This window comes from Nocardia sp. NPDC057227, from assembly GCF_042669725.1.
Taxonomy (GTDB): Bacteria; Actinomycetota; Actinomycetes; order Mycobacteriales; family Mycobacteriaceae; genus Nocardia; species Nocardia asteroides_A.
The window spans coordinates 187,795-202,210 of record NZ_JBHUXA010000010.1; the positions used below are offsets into that span (position 1 = coordinate 187,795).

Annotated in this window: 14 protein-coding genes; 4 read left to right on the plus strand and 10 right to left on the minus strand. The window is 71.3% G+C overall.

Annotation, left to right across the window (positions count from 1 at the left end):
* Window positions 1–19: 19 nt before the first annotated feature.
* Entirely contained in the window at window positions 20–910 is an 891-nt protein-coding gene (locus ACFUJ1_RS16665; RefSeq protein WP_378646426.1) for an alpha/beta hydrolase, read from the minus strand.
* A gap of 179 nt (window positions 911–1,089) precedes the next feature.
* On the opposite strand from ACFUJ1_RS16665, the gene ACFUJ1_RS16670 reads away from it, so the two are divergent.
* From ACFUJ1_RS16670 to ACFUJ1_RS16685, 4 genes are read left to right on the plus strand one after another with little or no spacing between them, the layout of a single operon-like run.
* Window positions 1,090–2,277, plus strand: coding sequence for an acyl-CoA dehydrogenase family protein (locus ACFUJ1_RS16670; RefSeq protein ID WP_378646428.1), 1,188 nt, complete (start codon window positions 1,090–1,092; stop codon window positions 2,275–2,277).
* Between the two features lie 20 nt (window positions 2,278–2,297).
* Window positions 2,298–3,350: an LLM class F420-dependent oxidoreductase gene (locus tag ACFUJ1_RS16675; protein WP_378646430.1), complete on the plus strand. Its 1,053-nt coding sequence runs from the start codon at window positions 2,298–2,300 to the stop codon at window positions 3,348–3,350.
* Complete coding sequence (locus ACFUJ1_RS16680; RefSeq protein ID WP_378646432.1) at window positions 3,347–5,260, plus strand: flavin-containing monooxygenase; 1,914 nt, start codon at window positions 3,347–3,349, stop codon at window positions 5,258–5,260. The genes ACFUJ1_RS16675 and ACFUJ1_RS16680 overlap by 4 nt, the downstream gene beginning before the upstream one ends.
* Entirely contained in the window at window positions 5,253–6,083 is an 831-nt protein-coding gene (locus ACFUJ1_RS16685; RefSeq protein ID WP_378646434.1) for an SDR family NAD(P)-dependent oxidoreductase, read from the plus strand. The genes ACFUJ1_RS16680 and ACFUJ1_RS16685 overlap by 8 nt, the downstream gene beginning before the upstream one ends.
* Window positions 6,084–6,116: 33 nt before the next feature.
* Here ACFUJ1_RS16685 and ACFUJ1_RS16690 read toward each other — a convergent pair whose 3' ends face one another.
* Genes ACFUJ1_RS16690 through ACFUJ1_RS16730 form a run of 9 tightly spaced genes read right to left on the minus strand, consistent with a single transcriptional unit; the run spans window position 6,117 to window position 14,407 of the window.
* Window positions 6,117–6,665, minus strand: coding sequence for a hypothetical protein (locus ACFUJ1_RS16690; protein WP_378646436.1), 549 nt, complete (start codon window positions 6,663–6,665; stop codon window positions 6,117–6,119).
* Between the two features lie 22 nt (window positions 6,666–6,687).
* The gene (locus ACFUJ1_RS16695; protein ID WP_378646438.1) at window positions 6,688–7,644 is read right to left on the minus strand and encodes an MlaD family protein; all 957 of its coding nucleotides are present in this window, start codon (window positions 7,642–7,644) and stop codon (window positions 6,688–6,690) included.
* Window positions 7,641–8,627: an MlaD family protein gene (locus ACFUJ1_RS16700; protein WP_378646440.1), complete on the minus strand. Its 987-nt coding sequence runs from the start codon at window positions 8,625–8,627 to the stop codon at window positions 7,641–7,643. The genes ACFUJ1_RS16695 and ACFUJ1_RS16700 overlap by 4 nt, the downstream gene beginning before the upstream one ends.
* Entirely contained in the window at window positions 8,624–9,694 is a 1,071-nt protein-coding gene (locus ACFUJ1_RS16705) for an MlaD family protein (protein WP_378646442.1), read from the minus strand. The genes ACFUJ1_RS16700 and ACFUJ1_RS16705 overlap by 4 nt, the downstream gene beginning before the upstream one ends.
* A 1-nt stretch (window position 9,695) precedes the next feature.
* Complete coding sequence (locus ACFUJ1_RS16710) at window positions 9,696–10,697, minus strand: MlaD family protein (protein ID WP_378646444.1); 1,002 nt, start codon at window positions 10,695–10,697, stop codon at window positions 9,696–9,698.
* Complete coding sequence (locus ACFUJ1_RS16715; protein ID WP_378646446.1) at window positions 10,682–11,686, minus strand: MlaD family protein; 1,005 nt, start codon at window positions 11,684–11,686, stop codon at window positions 10,682–10,684. The genes ACFUJ1_RS16710 and ACFUJ1_RS16715 overlap by 16 nt, the downstream gene beginning before the upstream one ends.
* On the minus strand, window positions 11,686–12,759 hold the full coding sequence (locus ACFUJ1_RS16720) for an MlaD family protein (RefSeq protein ID WP_378646448.1): 1,074 nt from the start codon (window positions 12,757–12,759) through the stop codon (window positions 11,686–11,688). Before ACFUJ1_RS16720 ends, ACFUJ1_RS16715 begins: the two co-directional genes overlap by 1 nt.
* On the minus strand, window positions 12,756–13,583 hold the full coding sequence (locus tag ACFUJ1_RS16725; RefSeq protein ID WP_378646450.1) for an MlaE family ABC transporter permease: 828 nt from the start codon (window positions 13,581–13,583) through the stop codon (window positions 12,756–12,758). The genes ACFUJ1_RS16720 and ACFUJ1_RS16725 overlap by 4 nt, the downstream gene beginning before the upstream one ends.
* The gene (locus ACFUJ1_RS16730; RefSeq protein WP_378646568.1) at window positions 13,580–14,407 is read right to left on the minus strand and encodes an MlaE family ABC transporter permease; all 828 of its coding nucleotides are present in this window, start codon (window positions 14,405–14,407) and stop codon (window positions 13,580–13,582) included. Before ACFUJ1_RS16730 ends, ACFUJ1_RS16725 begins: the two co-directional genes overlap by 4 nt.
* Window positions 14,408–14,416: the final 9 nt, after the last annotated feature.

The window sequence follows — 14,416 nt, forward strand, 5'->3', positions numbered from 1 at the left end:
CCTTACAGAAAACGGGATTTCAGGCCTGGATGTGCTTCTCGAGGAAGGCGCCCGCCTCGTCGAGCGCCTGCGCGCCCTCGGGGAGGATCGAGGCGAACAGCGTCCAGACGTGGCACATGTCGTCGTAGACGGAGAGCTCGGCGGTGCCGCCCGCGGCGTTCACCTTCTCGGTGAGCCGGCGCGAGTCGTCGAGCAGGACTTCGGCCGAGCCGACCAGCGCCAGGATCGGCGGCAGGTCGTGGTGCTCGGCGAAGAGCGGGGAGGCGAGCGGGGTGCGCTCGTCCTGACCCTGCAGGTAGGCGGCGCCGAGATCGGTGATCGAGGCGTTCGAGACCGCGATATCGGTGGCCGCGTTGGCGTGGATGCTCTCGCCGCTGCGGGAGAAGTCGAGCAGCGGGGAGATGAGCACCGCCGCGGCGGGCAGCGGGGCGCCGCGGTCGCGCAGCGACACCAGGGTGGCCACGGCCAGCCCGCCACCGGCGGAGTCGCCGCCGAACGCCACCGCGTCGTACTGCTCGAGGACGGCGGTCGCCACCAGCACCGCGTCGTCGACCGCGGCGGGGTACTTGTGCTCGGGGGCCCGCCGGTAATCCGGCAGGATCACGGTGACCCCGGCGGCACGGGAGAGCCCGTGCGCCATCTCGGCGAACGCCTTCGCGCTGCCGAGTACATAGCCGCCGCCGTGGAACCAGACCAGCACCCGGTCGGTCGCCGCGCCCGCGGCGGTCACGGTCACGGTCGGCACCCCGGCGATCTCGCCCTCGGTGACCGTCGCGCTCTCCGGCACCGGGAACTGCAGCAGCAGAGCGTCGTAGCTCGCCCGCAGGTCCTCGATCGAGGCATCGGTCGCGTCGGGGAACCCGTCGACATACATCTTCTCCACCCGGGCCAGCGGGTCGGTACGCGCCATCGGACTTCCTCTCAGATCTCTTCGGTAACGGCACCCCCGCGCTCTGCCGTGTGACGACGGTAACATAGTCATGATTAACATTTGAAGGGCTTTCTCGGAGTTTTTCGCTGACTAGCGCGCTCAAGCGCATCGTTGACATCCGATATAGCCAAAGTTAGCGTTAACTCAATCGTGCGCGGGTGCGCACTCCCTCCGATGCCGGGACGACCATGCGACGTGACCTCTTCGACGCGGACCACGAGGCCTTCCGTGCCTCCTTCCGCGCCTTCCTGGCGGCCGAGTTCGTGCCGCACCTCGCCGAGTGGGCAGCGGCGGGCATCGTGCCGCGCGAGATGTTCGCCCGCGCGGGCGAACTCGGCTTCACCGGCATGCAGAGCCCGGAGAAGTACGGCGGCGGTGGTGCCGAGGATTTCCGCTTCAACGTGGTGATCGCCGAGGAGATCGCGGCCGCGCACCTGGGCGGCGCGGGCACCGGGCTCGGCGCGCACAACGACCTGGTGCTCCCCTACCTGGAGACGCTCACCGACGACGAGCAGAAACTCCGCTGGCTGCCCGGCGCCGCCACCGGGCAGCTGATCGCCGCGGTGGCCATGACCGAGCCGGGCACCGGCTCGGATCTCGCCGGGATCGCCACCACCGCGGTGCGCGACACCGTCGACGGGGTGCCCGGGTACCGGGTGAACGGGCGGAAGACATTCATCTCCAACGGGATCAATGCCGACCTGGTGGTCACCGTCGTCCGCACCGGCGGCGGCAGGCACGACGGCCTCTCCCTGCTGGTCGTCGAGCGCGACATGCCCGGTTTCGAACGCGGCCGCAATCTGGACAAGCTCGGCCAGCACGCCCAGGACACCGCCGAACTCGTCTTCGACGACGTCTTCGTGCCCGAACCGAACCGGCTCGGCGCCGAGGGGGCCGGGTTCGAGCTGCTGCAGCGGAACCTGCCGCAGGAGCGGCTCGCGATCGCTGTGCACGCCACCGCCTGCACCCGCGCGGTGCTCGAGCTGACCCTGCGCTACGTGCGCGAACGCACCGCCTTCGGCACCCCGATCGGCAGTTTCCAGGCCACCCGCTTCGCGCTCGCCGAGCTCGCCACCGAACTCGACCTGGCCCAGTGCTTCGTCGACACCTGCGTGCGCGCGCACAACGCGGGCGAGCTCACCGCCGTGGACGCGGCGAAGGCCAAGTGGTGGTGCACCGAACTGCAGGGCCGCGCGGCCGACCGCTGCGTCCAGCTGCACGGCGGCTACGGCTACATGGCCGAGGAGCCGGTCGCGCGGGCCTACGCCGATGCCAGGGTCACCCGGATCTACGGCGGGACCACCGAAATCATGAAAGAGATCGTCGGCCGCGGCCTCGGGCTGTGAGCAGGCAGAAGGAGCGCGCCATGCGCATCGGGACAGTACTGGAGTTCGGGCGGCCGATGGCCGCGGTCGCCGACGAGGTGGCCGCCTGGGAGCGGGCGGGGCTGGCCTCGGTCACCGTCGGCGAGGCCTACACCTTCGACGCGGTCACCCAGCTCGCCTACCTCGCGGCCCGCACCGAGACGATCGAGATCGCCACCGGCGTGCTGCCGCTCGACACCCGCACCCCGACCCTGATCGCCATGACCGCGGCCGGGCTGGACTACGTGGCGGCGGGGCGGGCCCGGCTCGGGCTCGGCTCCTCCGGGCCGCAGGTGGTGGAGGGGTTCCACGGGCTGCCCTTCGACGGGGTGCTCGGCAAGACCAGGGAGACCATCGACACCTGCCGGGCGGTGTGGCGGCGGGAGACGCTGCGCCACCAGGGCAGGAACTACCGGATCCCGCTGGACCCGGAGCGCGGCACCGGGCTCGGTAAACCGCTCAAGCTCATCAATCATCCGGTGCGCGCCGGTATTCCGATCTCGGTCGCGGCGCTCGGCCCGCGCATGGTCGAGCTCACCGCCGAACTGGCCGAGGGCTGGGAGCCGATCTTCTTCCATCCCGAGCGCGCCGAGCAGGTCTGGGGTGCGGCGCTGGCTGCCGGCAAGGCGAAGCGCGCGGAGACGCTGCCGCCGCTGGAGATCATCGCCCGCGCGCCGCTCGCAATCACCGAGGGCGATCCGGCACCGCTGCTGAACGCCGCCAAGCCGCAGCTGGCGCTCTACATCGGCGGGATGGGCTCGCGCGAGCAGAACTTCTACAACCGGCTCGTCGCCGCCTACGGCTTCGCCGATGCGGCCGCCGAGGTGCAGGACCACTTCCTGGCCGGGCGCACGCGGGAGGCGGTCGCGGCGGTGCCGGACGACCTGGTCCGCGCCACCACCCTCATCGGCGACCCCGCGCACCTGCGCGCACGGTTGCACGCGCTGCGCGCGGCAGGCGTGTCCCTGGTGAACGTCACCCCGATGGCCACCGACCCCACCGAACGCCTCGACGCCGTGCGCACGGTCGTCGCCATCGGCAAGGAGATCTCGTGAGCAGCCTGCTCGACCCAGCCCCCGCCGTCGACCCCGGCGCGCTGCGCCGCGCGCTCGAGTCGGCGAACGTCCCGTGCCTGCTCGGCGTGGTGTTCCAGCTCACCGGGGACCGGCGCTGGCTCGCCGAGCCGTACCGGGTGGCCCGCACCGTCGGCTTCGAGGACCTGGACGACGGCGGGCTGCCCGCCGAGCGCGCCGCCGAGGTGCGGGCGGCCGCGGCCGAGGCGGTGACCGCGTGGTCCGCGGGCACACCGGCCGCGCATCCGGAGCCGGGCCCGGCCGAGCTGGTCGAGCTCATGAGCACGGTCATGGGTGAGCCGATCCCGGAGACCTACGCGCCGCTCGCGGCCGAGCAGCTCGGCTTCACCCCGTACGTGCCGGAGGACGTCGCCGCTCGGCTGCGGCCCGGGTTCTCGGTGGTGGTGGTCGGCGCCGGGTTCTCCGGGCTCGCCGCCGCAGTGCACCTGAAACGGGCGGGCATCCCGTTCCGGGTGCTGGAGCGCAACGACCGGCCCGGCGGAACCTGGTTCGAGAACCGGTATCCCGGTGCGCGCGTCGATATCCCGAGCAATCTGTACTCGTACTCGTTCTTCCCTCGGGACTGGAGCGAGAACTTCGCCAGGCGGGACGAGATCGTCGGCTACATCGACGACCTGATCGACCACTTCGAGCTGGCGCCGCACCTGGAGTGCGGGGTCGCCGTCGAGCACGCCGAGTGGGACGCCGCCGCGAACGAGTGGATCGTCACCACCGCCACCGAGACCATCCGCTGCACCGCGCTCATCACCGCCGCCGGGCTGCACAGCACCCCGAACATCCCCGACTTCCCCGGCCTCGCCGACTTCACCGGCGAGGTGGTGCACTCCGCGCGCTGGCCGGAGGGGACCGAGGTCGCGGGCAAGCGGGTCGCGGTGGTCGGGGCGGGGGCCAGTGCCATGCAGCTGGTCTGCGCCGTCGCCGACGAGGCCGAGCGGCTGGTGGTGCTGCAGCGCGAACCGCACTGGATCGCGCCGAACGAGCACTACTTCCTGCCGCAGCCGGAGGCGCGGCACCAGCTGTTCCGGCAGGTGCCGTTCTACCGGGCCTGGTTCCGGTTCCGGCTGTACTGGCTCTACACCGAGCGCACCTACGCCGCGCTGCGCGTCGACCCGAAGGCGGCGGCGAAGGGCAAGCAGGTCAGCTCGCTCAACGACGCCTTCCGCGGCTTCTTCACCCGCTACCTGGAGACCCAGCTCGGCGACCGGGCCGATCTCGTCGCCAAGGCCACGCCGGGGCACCCGCCCTTCGGCAAGCGGCTGCTGCTGGACAACGGCTGGTTCGCCACCCTGCGCCGCCCGCACGTCGACCTGGTCACCGACGGCATCGACCACCTGACCGAGCGGGCCCTGGTCACCCCGTCCGGCGAGACGCACGAGATCGACACCCTCGTGCTCTGCACCGGCTTCCAGCAGCAGCGCTTCCTGCATCCGCTGCGGCTGCGCGGGCGCGACGGGCTCGAGCTGCGCGAATCCTGGGGCGACGACGACGGCCGCGCCTACCTGGGCATCACCGCACCGCACTTCCCGAACCTGTTCTTCCTCTACGGCCCGAACACCAACCCGCCCGGCGGCAGCTACCTGGTGACCGCCGAGGCGCAGGTGCGCTACGTGGTCGAGCTGCTCACCCGCATGGTGCGCGACGACCTCGCGGCCGTCGAGGTGCGGCCGGAGGTCTACGAGCGGTACAACGCCGAGCTCGACGCCGCCAATGCCGCCATGGTCTACGCGCAGGACGGGGTGCGGAACTACTACCGCAACAGCTCCGGCCGCGTCGTCACCAACTCCCCCTGGGCCGTCCCGGACTACTTCGCCCGCACCGCCCACCCCGACCTCACCGATTTCCACACCACCGAAGGACCCCGTCATGGCTAGACTCACCGGCCGCACCGCCATCGTCACCGGCGCCACCCTCGTCGACCCCGGCGGGCTCAATATCGGCGGCGCCACGGCCGCCGCCTTCGCCGCCGATGGCGCGCGCGTGGTCCTCGCGGATATCGATATCGACGGCGCGCAGGCGCTGGCGAAGCAGCTGGAGGCCGAGCACGGGCCCGGGGTGGCGCTCGCGGTCGAGACCGATCTGCGCTCCGAGGAGCAGATCGCCGCCCTGGTCGAGACCACCGTCGCCACCTTCGGCGGGCTGCACCTGCTGATGAACGTCGCCGGCGTCTTCCCCGGCGGCGACAGCGAGGTCGCGACCATGCCGATCGAGGTGTGGGACGACGTCATGGCGGTGAACCTGCGCAGCGCCCTGCTCACCACGAAACACGCGCTGCCGCATCTGCGTTCGGGCGGCGGGTCGATCGTCAACACCTCCTCCACGCACGCCTTCGCCGGCGACACCAGCCTCACCGGCTACGGCTGCACCAAGGCGGCGCTGCTCGCGCTCACCGCCTACACCGCCACCCAGTACGGCCCGGAGGGGGTGCGCTGCAACGCCATCTGCCCCGGCACCACCCGCACGCCCCCGGCGCAGAACCTGCCGCCCGCCATCACCGACATCTACCGGCGGCACACCCCGTCGCCCGACCTGAACGGGCCGGCCGAGCTGGCGCAGGTGTACCTGTTCCTCGCCTCGGACGAGTCGCGCGGGATCAACGGGGAGACGATCCGGGTGGACGGCGGGCTGCTGGCGCACCAGCCGTTCGTCCCCGACATGCGGGCGCTCTTCGCCACCACCGCGGGCACGCAGGACTGACGGGCCGACCGCACCGGTCGGCGGCGGCACCCGTCAGCGCGGAGTTCCGCCGCCGAGTGCGGAGTCGATGCCGCTGATCTCGGTGATGGACCAGTCCCGCCCGCGGTCGATATCGAGCTTGTAGGTCGCCGTGGACTGGACGCCCTCCGGCGCCTGCACGTTCTTGGTGAGCACGTCGACGAAGCAGACGACCCGGAAGACGCCGTCGGACTCCGATTCCACCTTCGCCGCGATCGGCCGGGCGGTCGACGACCACTGCATGGGCCCGATCAGCTGCTCCATCGAGGTCGCGGCCTGGGTGAGGCGGGTCGTGAGTTCGGGGGTGGTGTTGGCGACCAGCCGGCCGCGCCACTCCTGGGTGTTCTGGAAACTCATCTGCGCCGCGCCGGTGGAGTAGTCAAGGGCGACCTGCTCGGCGTGGGCCCGGTCCGCGGCCGCCGCGTCCCGGCGGTCCAGCTCGCCTGCGGTCGAGTACCACTGCCAGCTCAGCACGGCGATGACCGCGGCGACCAGGACTCCGGCGAGAATCGTCCGGCGCGGAATGTTTCGAACCACAGCGCGGGCCGTCGACTTCTCCGACATCGACCTGCTCCTTTCGGTAGGGCTATCTCGGGGTGGGGATGCGGACGGTGACGGCGCCCGCCGGGTCGGTGGCCTCGAGCACCCGGCCGAGCAGACTGCCCAGGTCGACCGTGCGCAGCGCGGCACCGCCGGACTGCGCGGCGGGCAGCAGGTTGACGCCGATGACGCCGAGATCGGCGGCGGTGATGTCGAGGAATTTCTGCAGGTCGCCGAAGAGCGGGCTCGCCCCGTCCCGGATGCCCTCCAGCAGCGGCCCGCGGTGCATCGCGTCCCGCACGGAGTTCAGCAGTTCCTGGAAGCCGGCGCCGAATCCGGGCAGCTGCGGGCTGGTCGCGGCCAGGCTCGCGGGCACCTCGCCGGTGCGCATGAGCAGCGGCTGCAGCGTGCTGAGCAGGGTGACGAGGTTGTCGGTCTGCCGGGTGAACTCGGCGGCGAGCAGGGTGCCCGCCCGGTTCAGGTCGCCGACCACCTGGACCCCGTCGGGCAGCCCGACGTCGAGCGTGCGGAAGATCTGCCGCACCTGGTCCGGGTCGACCTGCTGCAGGAGGTGCGCGAGCCGGGCGGAGAGCTCCTTGAAAGTCGTCGGCACCCGGACCCGGTCAGCGTCGACCCGGGCGCCATCGGCCAGGAAGGGGCCTGCGGCGGTGTCCGGCAGCACCGAGACGTAGGACTCCCCGAGTGCGGAGAGGTTGTCGACGCGAAACCAGCTGCCCACCGGAATCGGGTCGGAACCGTGGTAGCGCAGCGTGATCCGGACACCGTCCGGCTCCGGGGCGATACCGGTGACGGTGCCGATCGGCACGCCGCGCAGCAGCACCCTGGAGCCGACGAGGATGCCGTTGGTGTCCGGCACCGGCATGCTGGCCGTTCGCATGTCGCGGAAGCGGTCCACCTCGAGCCCGGCGCGCTGGATGTAGAGCAGGGACAGGGCGGTCAGCGCCACCATGGCCACGACGGAGACGCGGGTACGGGTGATCATCGGACGGCTCCGAGCAGACGCAGGATCGAGGTGGCATCGCCGATCAGTTCGTCCCCGGACCCGGTACGCACCGAGGTGACGTTCACGGCGGGATTCCGCGCGAACGGCAGCAGCGTCGTGCGCAGGAAGTTGTGCACCCGCGCGGCGGTGGCCGGGGCGTCGTCCCAGATCCCGCGGCCCGACTCCGCGGTCTCGGCCAGCGAGGTCAGCAGCGGGATCAGCCACAGCCCACCCTCGAAGATCGAGCCGACCGAGGGCAGCAGGGTGCTGATGTGCCCGACGACGGCGCGGGCGACATTGTGCCAGTAGTAGGCGCCCTGCTCGCCGAAGACGGCCTGCCACTCGGTGCTGCGGTCGCCGACCGCGACGGCGGTGTCGTTCCCGCCGTTCAGCAGGCGGTCCAGCTCCGCGGTGCCCGCGGCGAGGTCGGCCAGGTCGAGCGCGACGGTGCCCGCCATCCGCCGGACGTCCGCGAGCGCGGGCATGGTCCGGTTCAGGGTGGCCATGGTGTCCTGCATCTTCTGGATGCTGCCGCCGTTGACGAAGTAGGCGAGCACCGCGATGGTGTCCTCCAGCTGCGGCGGCGAGGTGGTCCGCTGCACCGGGACGGTGCTGCCCGCGGCGAGGAACCCCGGCTCCCGGTGCGGCTCCGCGCTCGGGACGAACGCGATGTAGGTGTCGCCGAGCAGGGTGTTCTGCCGGATGATCGCTCCGGCGTCGGCGGGCACCCTGGTGTTCGCGGCGAGCCCGACCGTGACGTCGATACCGTCCGGGTTCGCGGTGAGGCCATGGACCTGCCCGACCCGGAGCCCGCCGAGCAGCACATCCGCGCCGGACGGCAGATTCATGACGTTCTCGAACCGGAGGGTGACGGTGTAGTCGGTGTGCACGCCGGAGCGCACCGACGGCAGGTCGTCCGGGCTCAGCGAGCAGCCCGAGACCGCGAGCGCGACCGAGGCGGCGGCCAGCGCGCGCCAGATCACGACGGCCTCCGCGCGATCAGGGAGAGCAGGTCGACGGTGCCCGGCGCGAATTCGGAACGCGCGCACTGCGGTCCGAGCAGTTCACAGACCGCGGCGTCGACGGGAACGGATGGCGGCCGGTACGGCACCGAGATACCTCCTCCGGTCTGCTGCTGGTAGTTCACCGCGGTGACGACCGCGGGAATGGTGCCGTACAGCCGGGCCAGGTCCGGGGACCTGGTGGCGGCCAGCGCGATCACGTCGGCGACCGGGCCGTGCATGAGCGGCCACAGCTGATCGCCGTAGCGGCGCTGGATGTCGTAGATCACCGCGACCAGCCAGCCGATGCCGCGGTCGAACCGGGCGACGTAGCCGAAGAGTTCGGTGCCGAGCGCGGCGATCTCCGGCATCCGGGTGAGGATCGATTCGATGCGGTCCCAGTGCGCCAGCGCGTCCTCGGTGAGCGGGGCCATGCTCATGATCGCCGCGCCGACGTCGGCGGTCACCCGGTCCGGGCTGTTCGCGGCGGCGGCCGCGTGCGTGAACATGGCGTTCATGGCGGCGCCGGAGCCGTCGAGCGCGGTGTTCAACCCGGCGATCGAGCCGCGCACGCTGTCGTCGCCCGCCGCGGAGAGCGCGTCGATGAAATCCGCCGCGGAGCCGGCGATCTCGGAGACGCTCTTCGGGGTGTGTGCGCGCTGCCGCGGCACGCAGGCGCCGGGCCGCAGGGAGGGGCCCGCGGTGTAGTTGCCGACCAGCTCCAGGCTCCGGTCGGCGAGCAGTGACTTCGAGCGGGTCACCACCTGGACGTCGGCCGGGTAGCGGCGGCCGTCGTCCAGCGCGAACTCGACCCGCACGTGATCGCCGCGCTGCCGCACCGAGTCCACCGTGCCGACCCGGAATCCCATCTGCGTCACCGGATTACCGGGGTAGAGGCCGATGGCATCCGGCATGTCGACGCAGAACCCGTCCCCGCCGCCGGGCGGGTCGGCGCCTGCGGCCTCGGCGGAGTGCCGCACGACGGCGGCGGTGCCGAGCACCGCGACCACCGCCAGCACCGCGACGCCGCTCGTCCTGGAGATCCGCATGTCAGCACTCCCGTCCCGGAATCGGAATACACAGCGACGTGGTGAGCACCCCGCCACCGAACTGGGCCATACCTTCCGGCGTGAGCCACTGTTCGAGTTGCGCGCGCAGGCCGGTCAAGGTGTCGATCGCGGGCCCGAGGTGCTGCTGGAGCTCCGCCACCAGCCCCTGCAGATCGCGAATGTGCCGCTCGACCTCGTCCGAGTGGTCGAGGTAGTACGACTCGAGCGGCTGCAACCGGGACAGCGCGCTGCCGAGCAGCTGGTAGGCGTAGTTGAAGCCCGCCGAATTCAGGTGATAGGTGGCGAGCACGGTGTCGATCTTGCCGATCAGCTCGAAGACGAAGCCGCGGTTGACATCGAAGGTCCGCAGGTACTCCGCGGCCAGCCCCGCGACCCGGTGGATCTGCAGCCGCTGCTGGTCGAGCACCTCGGTGATCGCGTTCATGCCGTCGATGACGGTGCCGAGGGAGGTCGAGTTCCCCGCCAGCGCCGTGGCCACCTGGCTCAGGTTCGCGTTCAACGTCGCGGCGTCGACCTCGTCGGTGACGGCCGGCGCGCTCTGCAGGACATCGCCGATCGAGTACGGCACCGTCACCCGGTCCGCCGGGATGGCGACGTCGCCGACCGCGGGCGGGCCGAGCGGGATCAGGGTCACCGCGTACCCGCCGACCGGGGTGAGCATCCTGACCTCGACGCGCGACCGGTCACCCACCCGGATGGCATCGTCGATCCTGGCCCGGACGGTGACGGTCGCCGCGCCGATGGCGACCTCGGACACCGTGCCGACGCTGATCCCGGCCACCCGGACGTCCTGCCCGGACTCGATCGCGGAGACATCGGTGGTCTCGAAGGTGATGGTCTGCTGCCCGGGCGGGCGCAGGTAGAGGACGGCGAAGGCGGCGACCAGCACCACGGTGGCGCCGACGACGGCGACGCCGACGAGGACGTCGTTCTGCCAGACGGCGTGCACCCGATCCCGCAGCCTGGTCATTTCGCGTTGCACAGCACGACCTCACTCCCGTCGAGCAGGATCCGGACATCGGGCGGCAGCTGGGCCTGCCCGGTACTGCAGTGCGCGCGCTCCGGGCGCTCCGCGACCCGCAGCCCGGCCAGCGCGGCGGGCATGAGCCGCAGCGAGTCGACCGCCTCGGTCAGCGAGGCGAACGCCTGCCGCACGAGCGCGTCGATATCCACGTCGGCGCGGAAGCCGAGCGCGGCGAGCAGCCGTTCGATCGGCTCGACCAGCGCGGGGCCGGTCGCCGCGGTCTTGGGGAACTCGTCGAGCACGGTCATGGCATTGCTGATCGGCAGGCTCATGGCCTTCAGGAACTCGAGCACGTACTGCGAGCGGCCGCCCATGGTGTCGGCGATCCGCGCGACATTCGCGGTCAGGGCCGAGATCAGCTGCTTGCGGTCCTGCGCGTAGGCGGCCAGCTGCTGCGCGCTCTCCAGCATCGGGGCCAGGCCGCCGCCGTCGCCCTGCAGCACCGCGATCGCGTTCTCCGCGAAGGCGTTGATCTGCCCGGTGTCCATGGTCGAGAGCACCGGTTGCAGGCCGTTGAAGAGCGCGGTGATGTCGAAGGAGGGCCGGGTGGCCGCGGTGGTCAGGTGGTCGACCCGATTCCCCGGCCGCGCGGCGAACTCGACGTCGATGAAGCGCGCGCCGGTGAGGTTCTGGTACTTGATCGCCAGCGTCGCGGTGTCGGTGAGTTCGTAGCCCGCGTCCATGGAGAAGTCGACCCTGGCTGTCGTTCCGTCGCCCTCGGTGCTCAGCTCGACGCCGGTGACCTTGCCGATCCGCAGCCCCTTCAGCCGGACGTCGCCGTTGACCCGCAGGCCGGAGACATCGGTGAAATCCGCGGTGTAGCCGCGGGTGCTCCCCCCGACCGGGTTGCGCATGGCATTCAGCACGAGCACGAACAGCAGCACGGTCACCACCGCGACGACGACGAGTTTCATCGCGGCCCAGAGCACTCCGCGTCCGGTGGACATCAGCGCACCGCCCGCACGCCGAGCTGGGCCAGCGGCCCGGCCAGCGCGGGCACGTCGTCCAGCACCACCCGCAGTTGCAGCGTCCGCTGCTCGGGCGGGCCGGTGAACGCCGACTCCAGCCGGTCGATCGCGGTGTTCAGCTCGGCCATCCGGCCGTCGCCGAGCAGCCCGGGCAGCGGCGCCACCACCCTGTCGGCCGCGCCGACCAGCGGGATCAGCTCGGCGTCGTGCGAGGCCAGCAGGGCGCCCGCCTTGCCGAAGAGGTCGGAGGCGGCGAGCTCGAGTGCCCGGTCGGTCTCGGTCATGAAGGCGTCGTCGACGCCGGTGCTGCCGTCCGGGCGCTGGTTGTAGGCGCTGTGGTAGATGGCGTAGAGCGCGTCGGCGGCGCCCCTGGCGAAGGCGGGCAGCTGGACGAGCACGTCGTTCGCGCGCAGCAGCAGCTCGGTCGGCAGGTGCCGCTGCGTCTTGGACAGCTGCTCGGCCACGATGATGCCGGTGCGGATGAGCGGGGCGAGCCCGTTCGCGTAGCGCATGATCTCGTCCAGGGTGGCGATCGTGCTCGTGGTGAGCGCGCCGTCCACCACCAGGGAGACCTGCTCCAGCATGGTCGACATGGTGTAGTCCGGCGCCGCCGTCCGGTGCAGCACCCGGCCGTCGGTGAGGGCGCTGCCGCCGGGCCGCGCGACGAGGTTGACCGCGGTGACGCCGAAGTAGTTCTCCGGCCGGAAGTCGACGTCGAGGCTGTCGGTCAGGACGGCCGCCTGCGCGTCGTCGAGGACCAGGTCGACGTGCACGGTGCCCGCGTCCACGGCGGCGACGTCGGTGACCTCACCCGCGGTGGCGCCGCGCACCAGCACCTTCGATCCCGGCTCGATGCCGGGGCCGAGCGCGGGCACCACGAGCTGCAGCCGGATGCCGTGCGGGGCAGTCCAGCGGGTGTAGGCCAGCGACCCGGCCAGCACCAGCAGGAGCAGCGCGACGGCGGCCGCGCCGCCGCAGAGCGCGAGCACCCGCAGCTGGCGATCGCCGTCGCCGCGGACGAAATCTTGGTCGATGTGTCTGGCCATGCTCATCCCCTGAATGGAAGTTCCGGGTTCAGGCCCCAGATGGCTACGGTCATGGAGAAGTTCAGGACGACGATCGCCACCAGGCTCGCGCGGATCGCCCGCCCGGACGCGACGCCGACGCCCGCGGGGCCACCGGAGGCGAAATAGCCGTAGTAGCAGTGGATCATGGTGACGACGGCGCAGAAGACCAGCGCCTTGCCCACCGAGGCCGCCAAATCGCCGATGTTCACGAATTGCGCGAAGTAGTGGTCGTAGGTGCCCGCGGGCTGCCCGTAGGCGTACTTGATGATCAGCCCGCCGGTGATGAAGCTGACCACCATCGCCATCAGGTAGCCGGGAAGCACCACCAGCATGCCGCCGACCAGCCGGGTGCCGACCACGAACGGAATCGCCTGTAGCCCCATCGATTCGGTGGCGTCGATCTCCTCGGAGATCCGCATGGCACCGATCTCGGCGGTCATCCGGCAGCCCGCCTGGGCGGCGAAGCCGATGCCGGTGATGATCGGCGCGATCACCCGGATATTGCCGAACGAGCCGATGATCCCGGTCAGCGCACCGAAGCCGAGCAGGTCGAAGGCCATGAACGCCTGGATCGCGACGACCGCCCCGACCGCGACGCCGAGGAAGAACATCAGGCTGAGCACGCCACCGTCGACGATGAGCGAGCCGCTCCCCCAGGCCATGTCGTTCATGGTCTTGAGCGTCTGCTTGGAGTAGTTCCGCACCGTCTTGGGCAGGCTCGCCAGGGTCTTCCAGGTGAAGGCGGCGATCTGCCCGAGCTCGAGCAACACGCCGGCCGCCGAGTTCGCGACCGCTCGCGCGGCGCTCACGCCAGCCTCGCCGGGAAGAACATGTTCTGCAGCTGGCTCACGGCCAGGTTGGTCATGAAGATGCAGAACACGCTGAGCACCACCGAGGCGTTCACCGCGTTGGCGACCCCCTTCGGGCCGCCGGAGGCCTCCAGCCCGCGCAGGCTGGCGATGGTGACAACGATGATCGCGAAGAGCAACGCCTTCAGCACGGAGAACACCAGGTCGAGCGGCGTGGCGAAGGCGCCGAAGGACTGCCAGAAGCTGGCCGGCACCACCCCGTTCACATTGGTCGAGATGATCAGCCCCGCCGCGACGCCGGCGGCGATGATCAGGATGCACAGCGCGGGCGCGATCGCGACCATCGCGATGAAGCGCGGAACCACCAGCCGCTGCACGGGATCCACCCCCATGACGCGCATGGCGTCGATCTCCTCCCTGATGGCGCGGGCACTGAGGTCGGAGGCGATGGTGGAGGCGGCGGCGCCGCTCATCAGCAACCCGGCCGCCATCGGCGCGCCCTGGCTCACCACGCCGAGCCCGCTGGCCGCGCCCGCCAGCGAGTTGGCGCCGACCTGATCCATCACCCCGCCGACCTGCACCGAGACCTCGGCGCCGATCGGCACCGCCATGAGCAGCGCGGGCAGCGCGGTGACCTTGAACAATGTCCACATCTGCTCGATCACCTCACCCACCGGAAGCCGACCGGCGACGGTGTCGGCGATCGAGAAGCGGGCGACGTCCGCACCGAGCCGCGCCGACCGGCCCAGCGTCGCGAGGCTGCGGGACACCCGGTCCGCGAGCGAGCCGCCGACGCGCCGCGCCAGCCCTCCGGGTACGGAAATACTCACTGC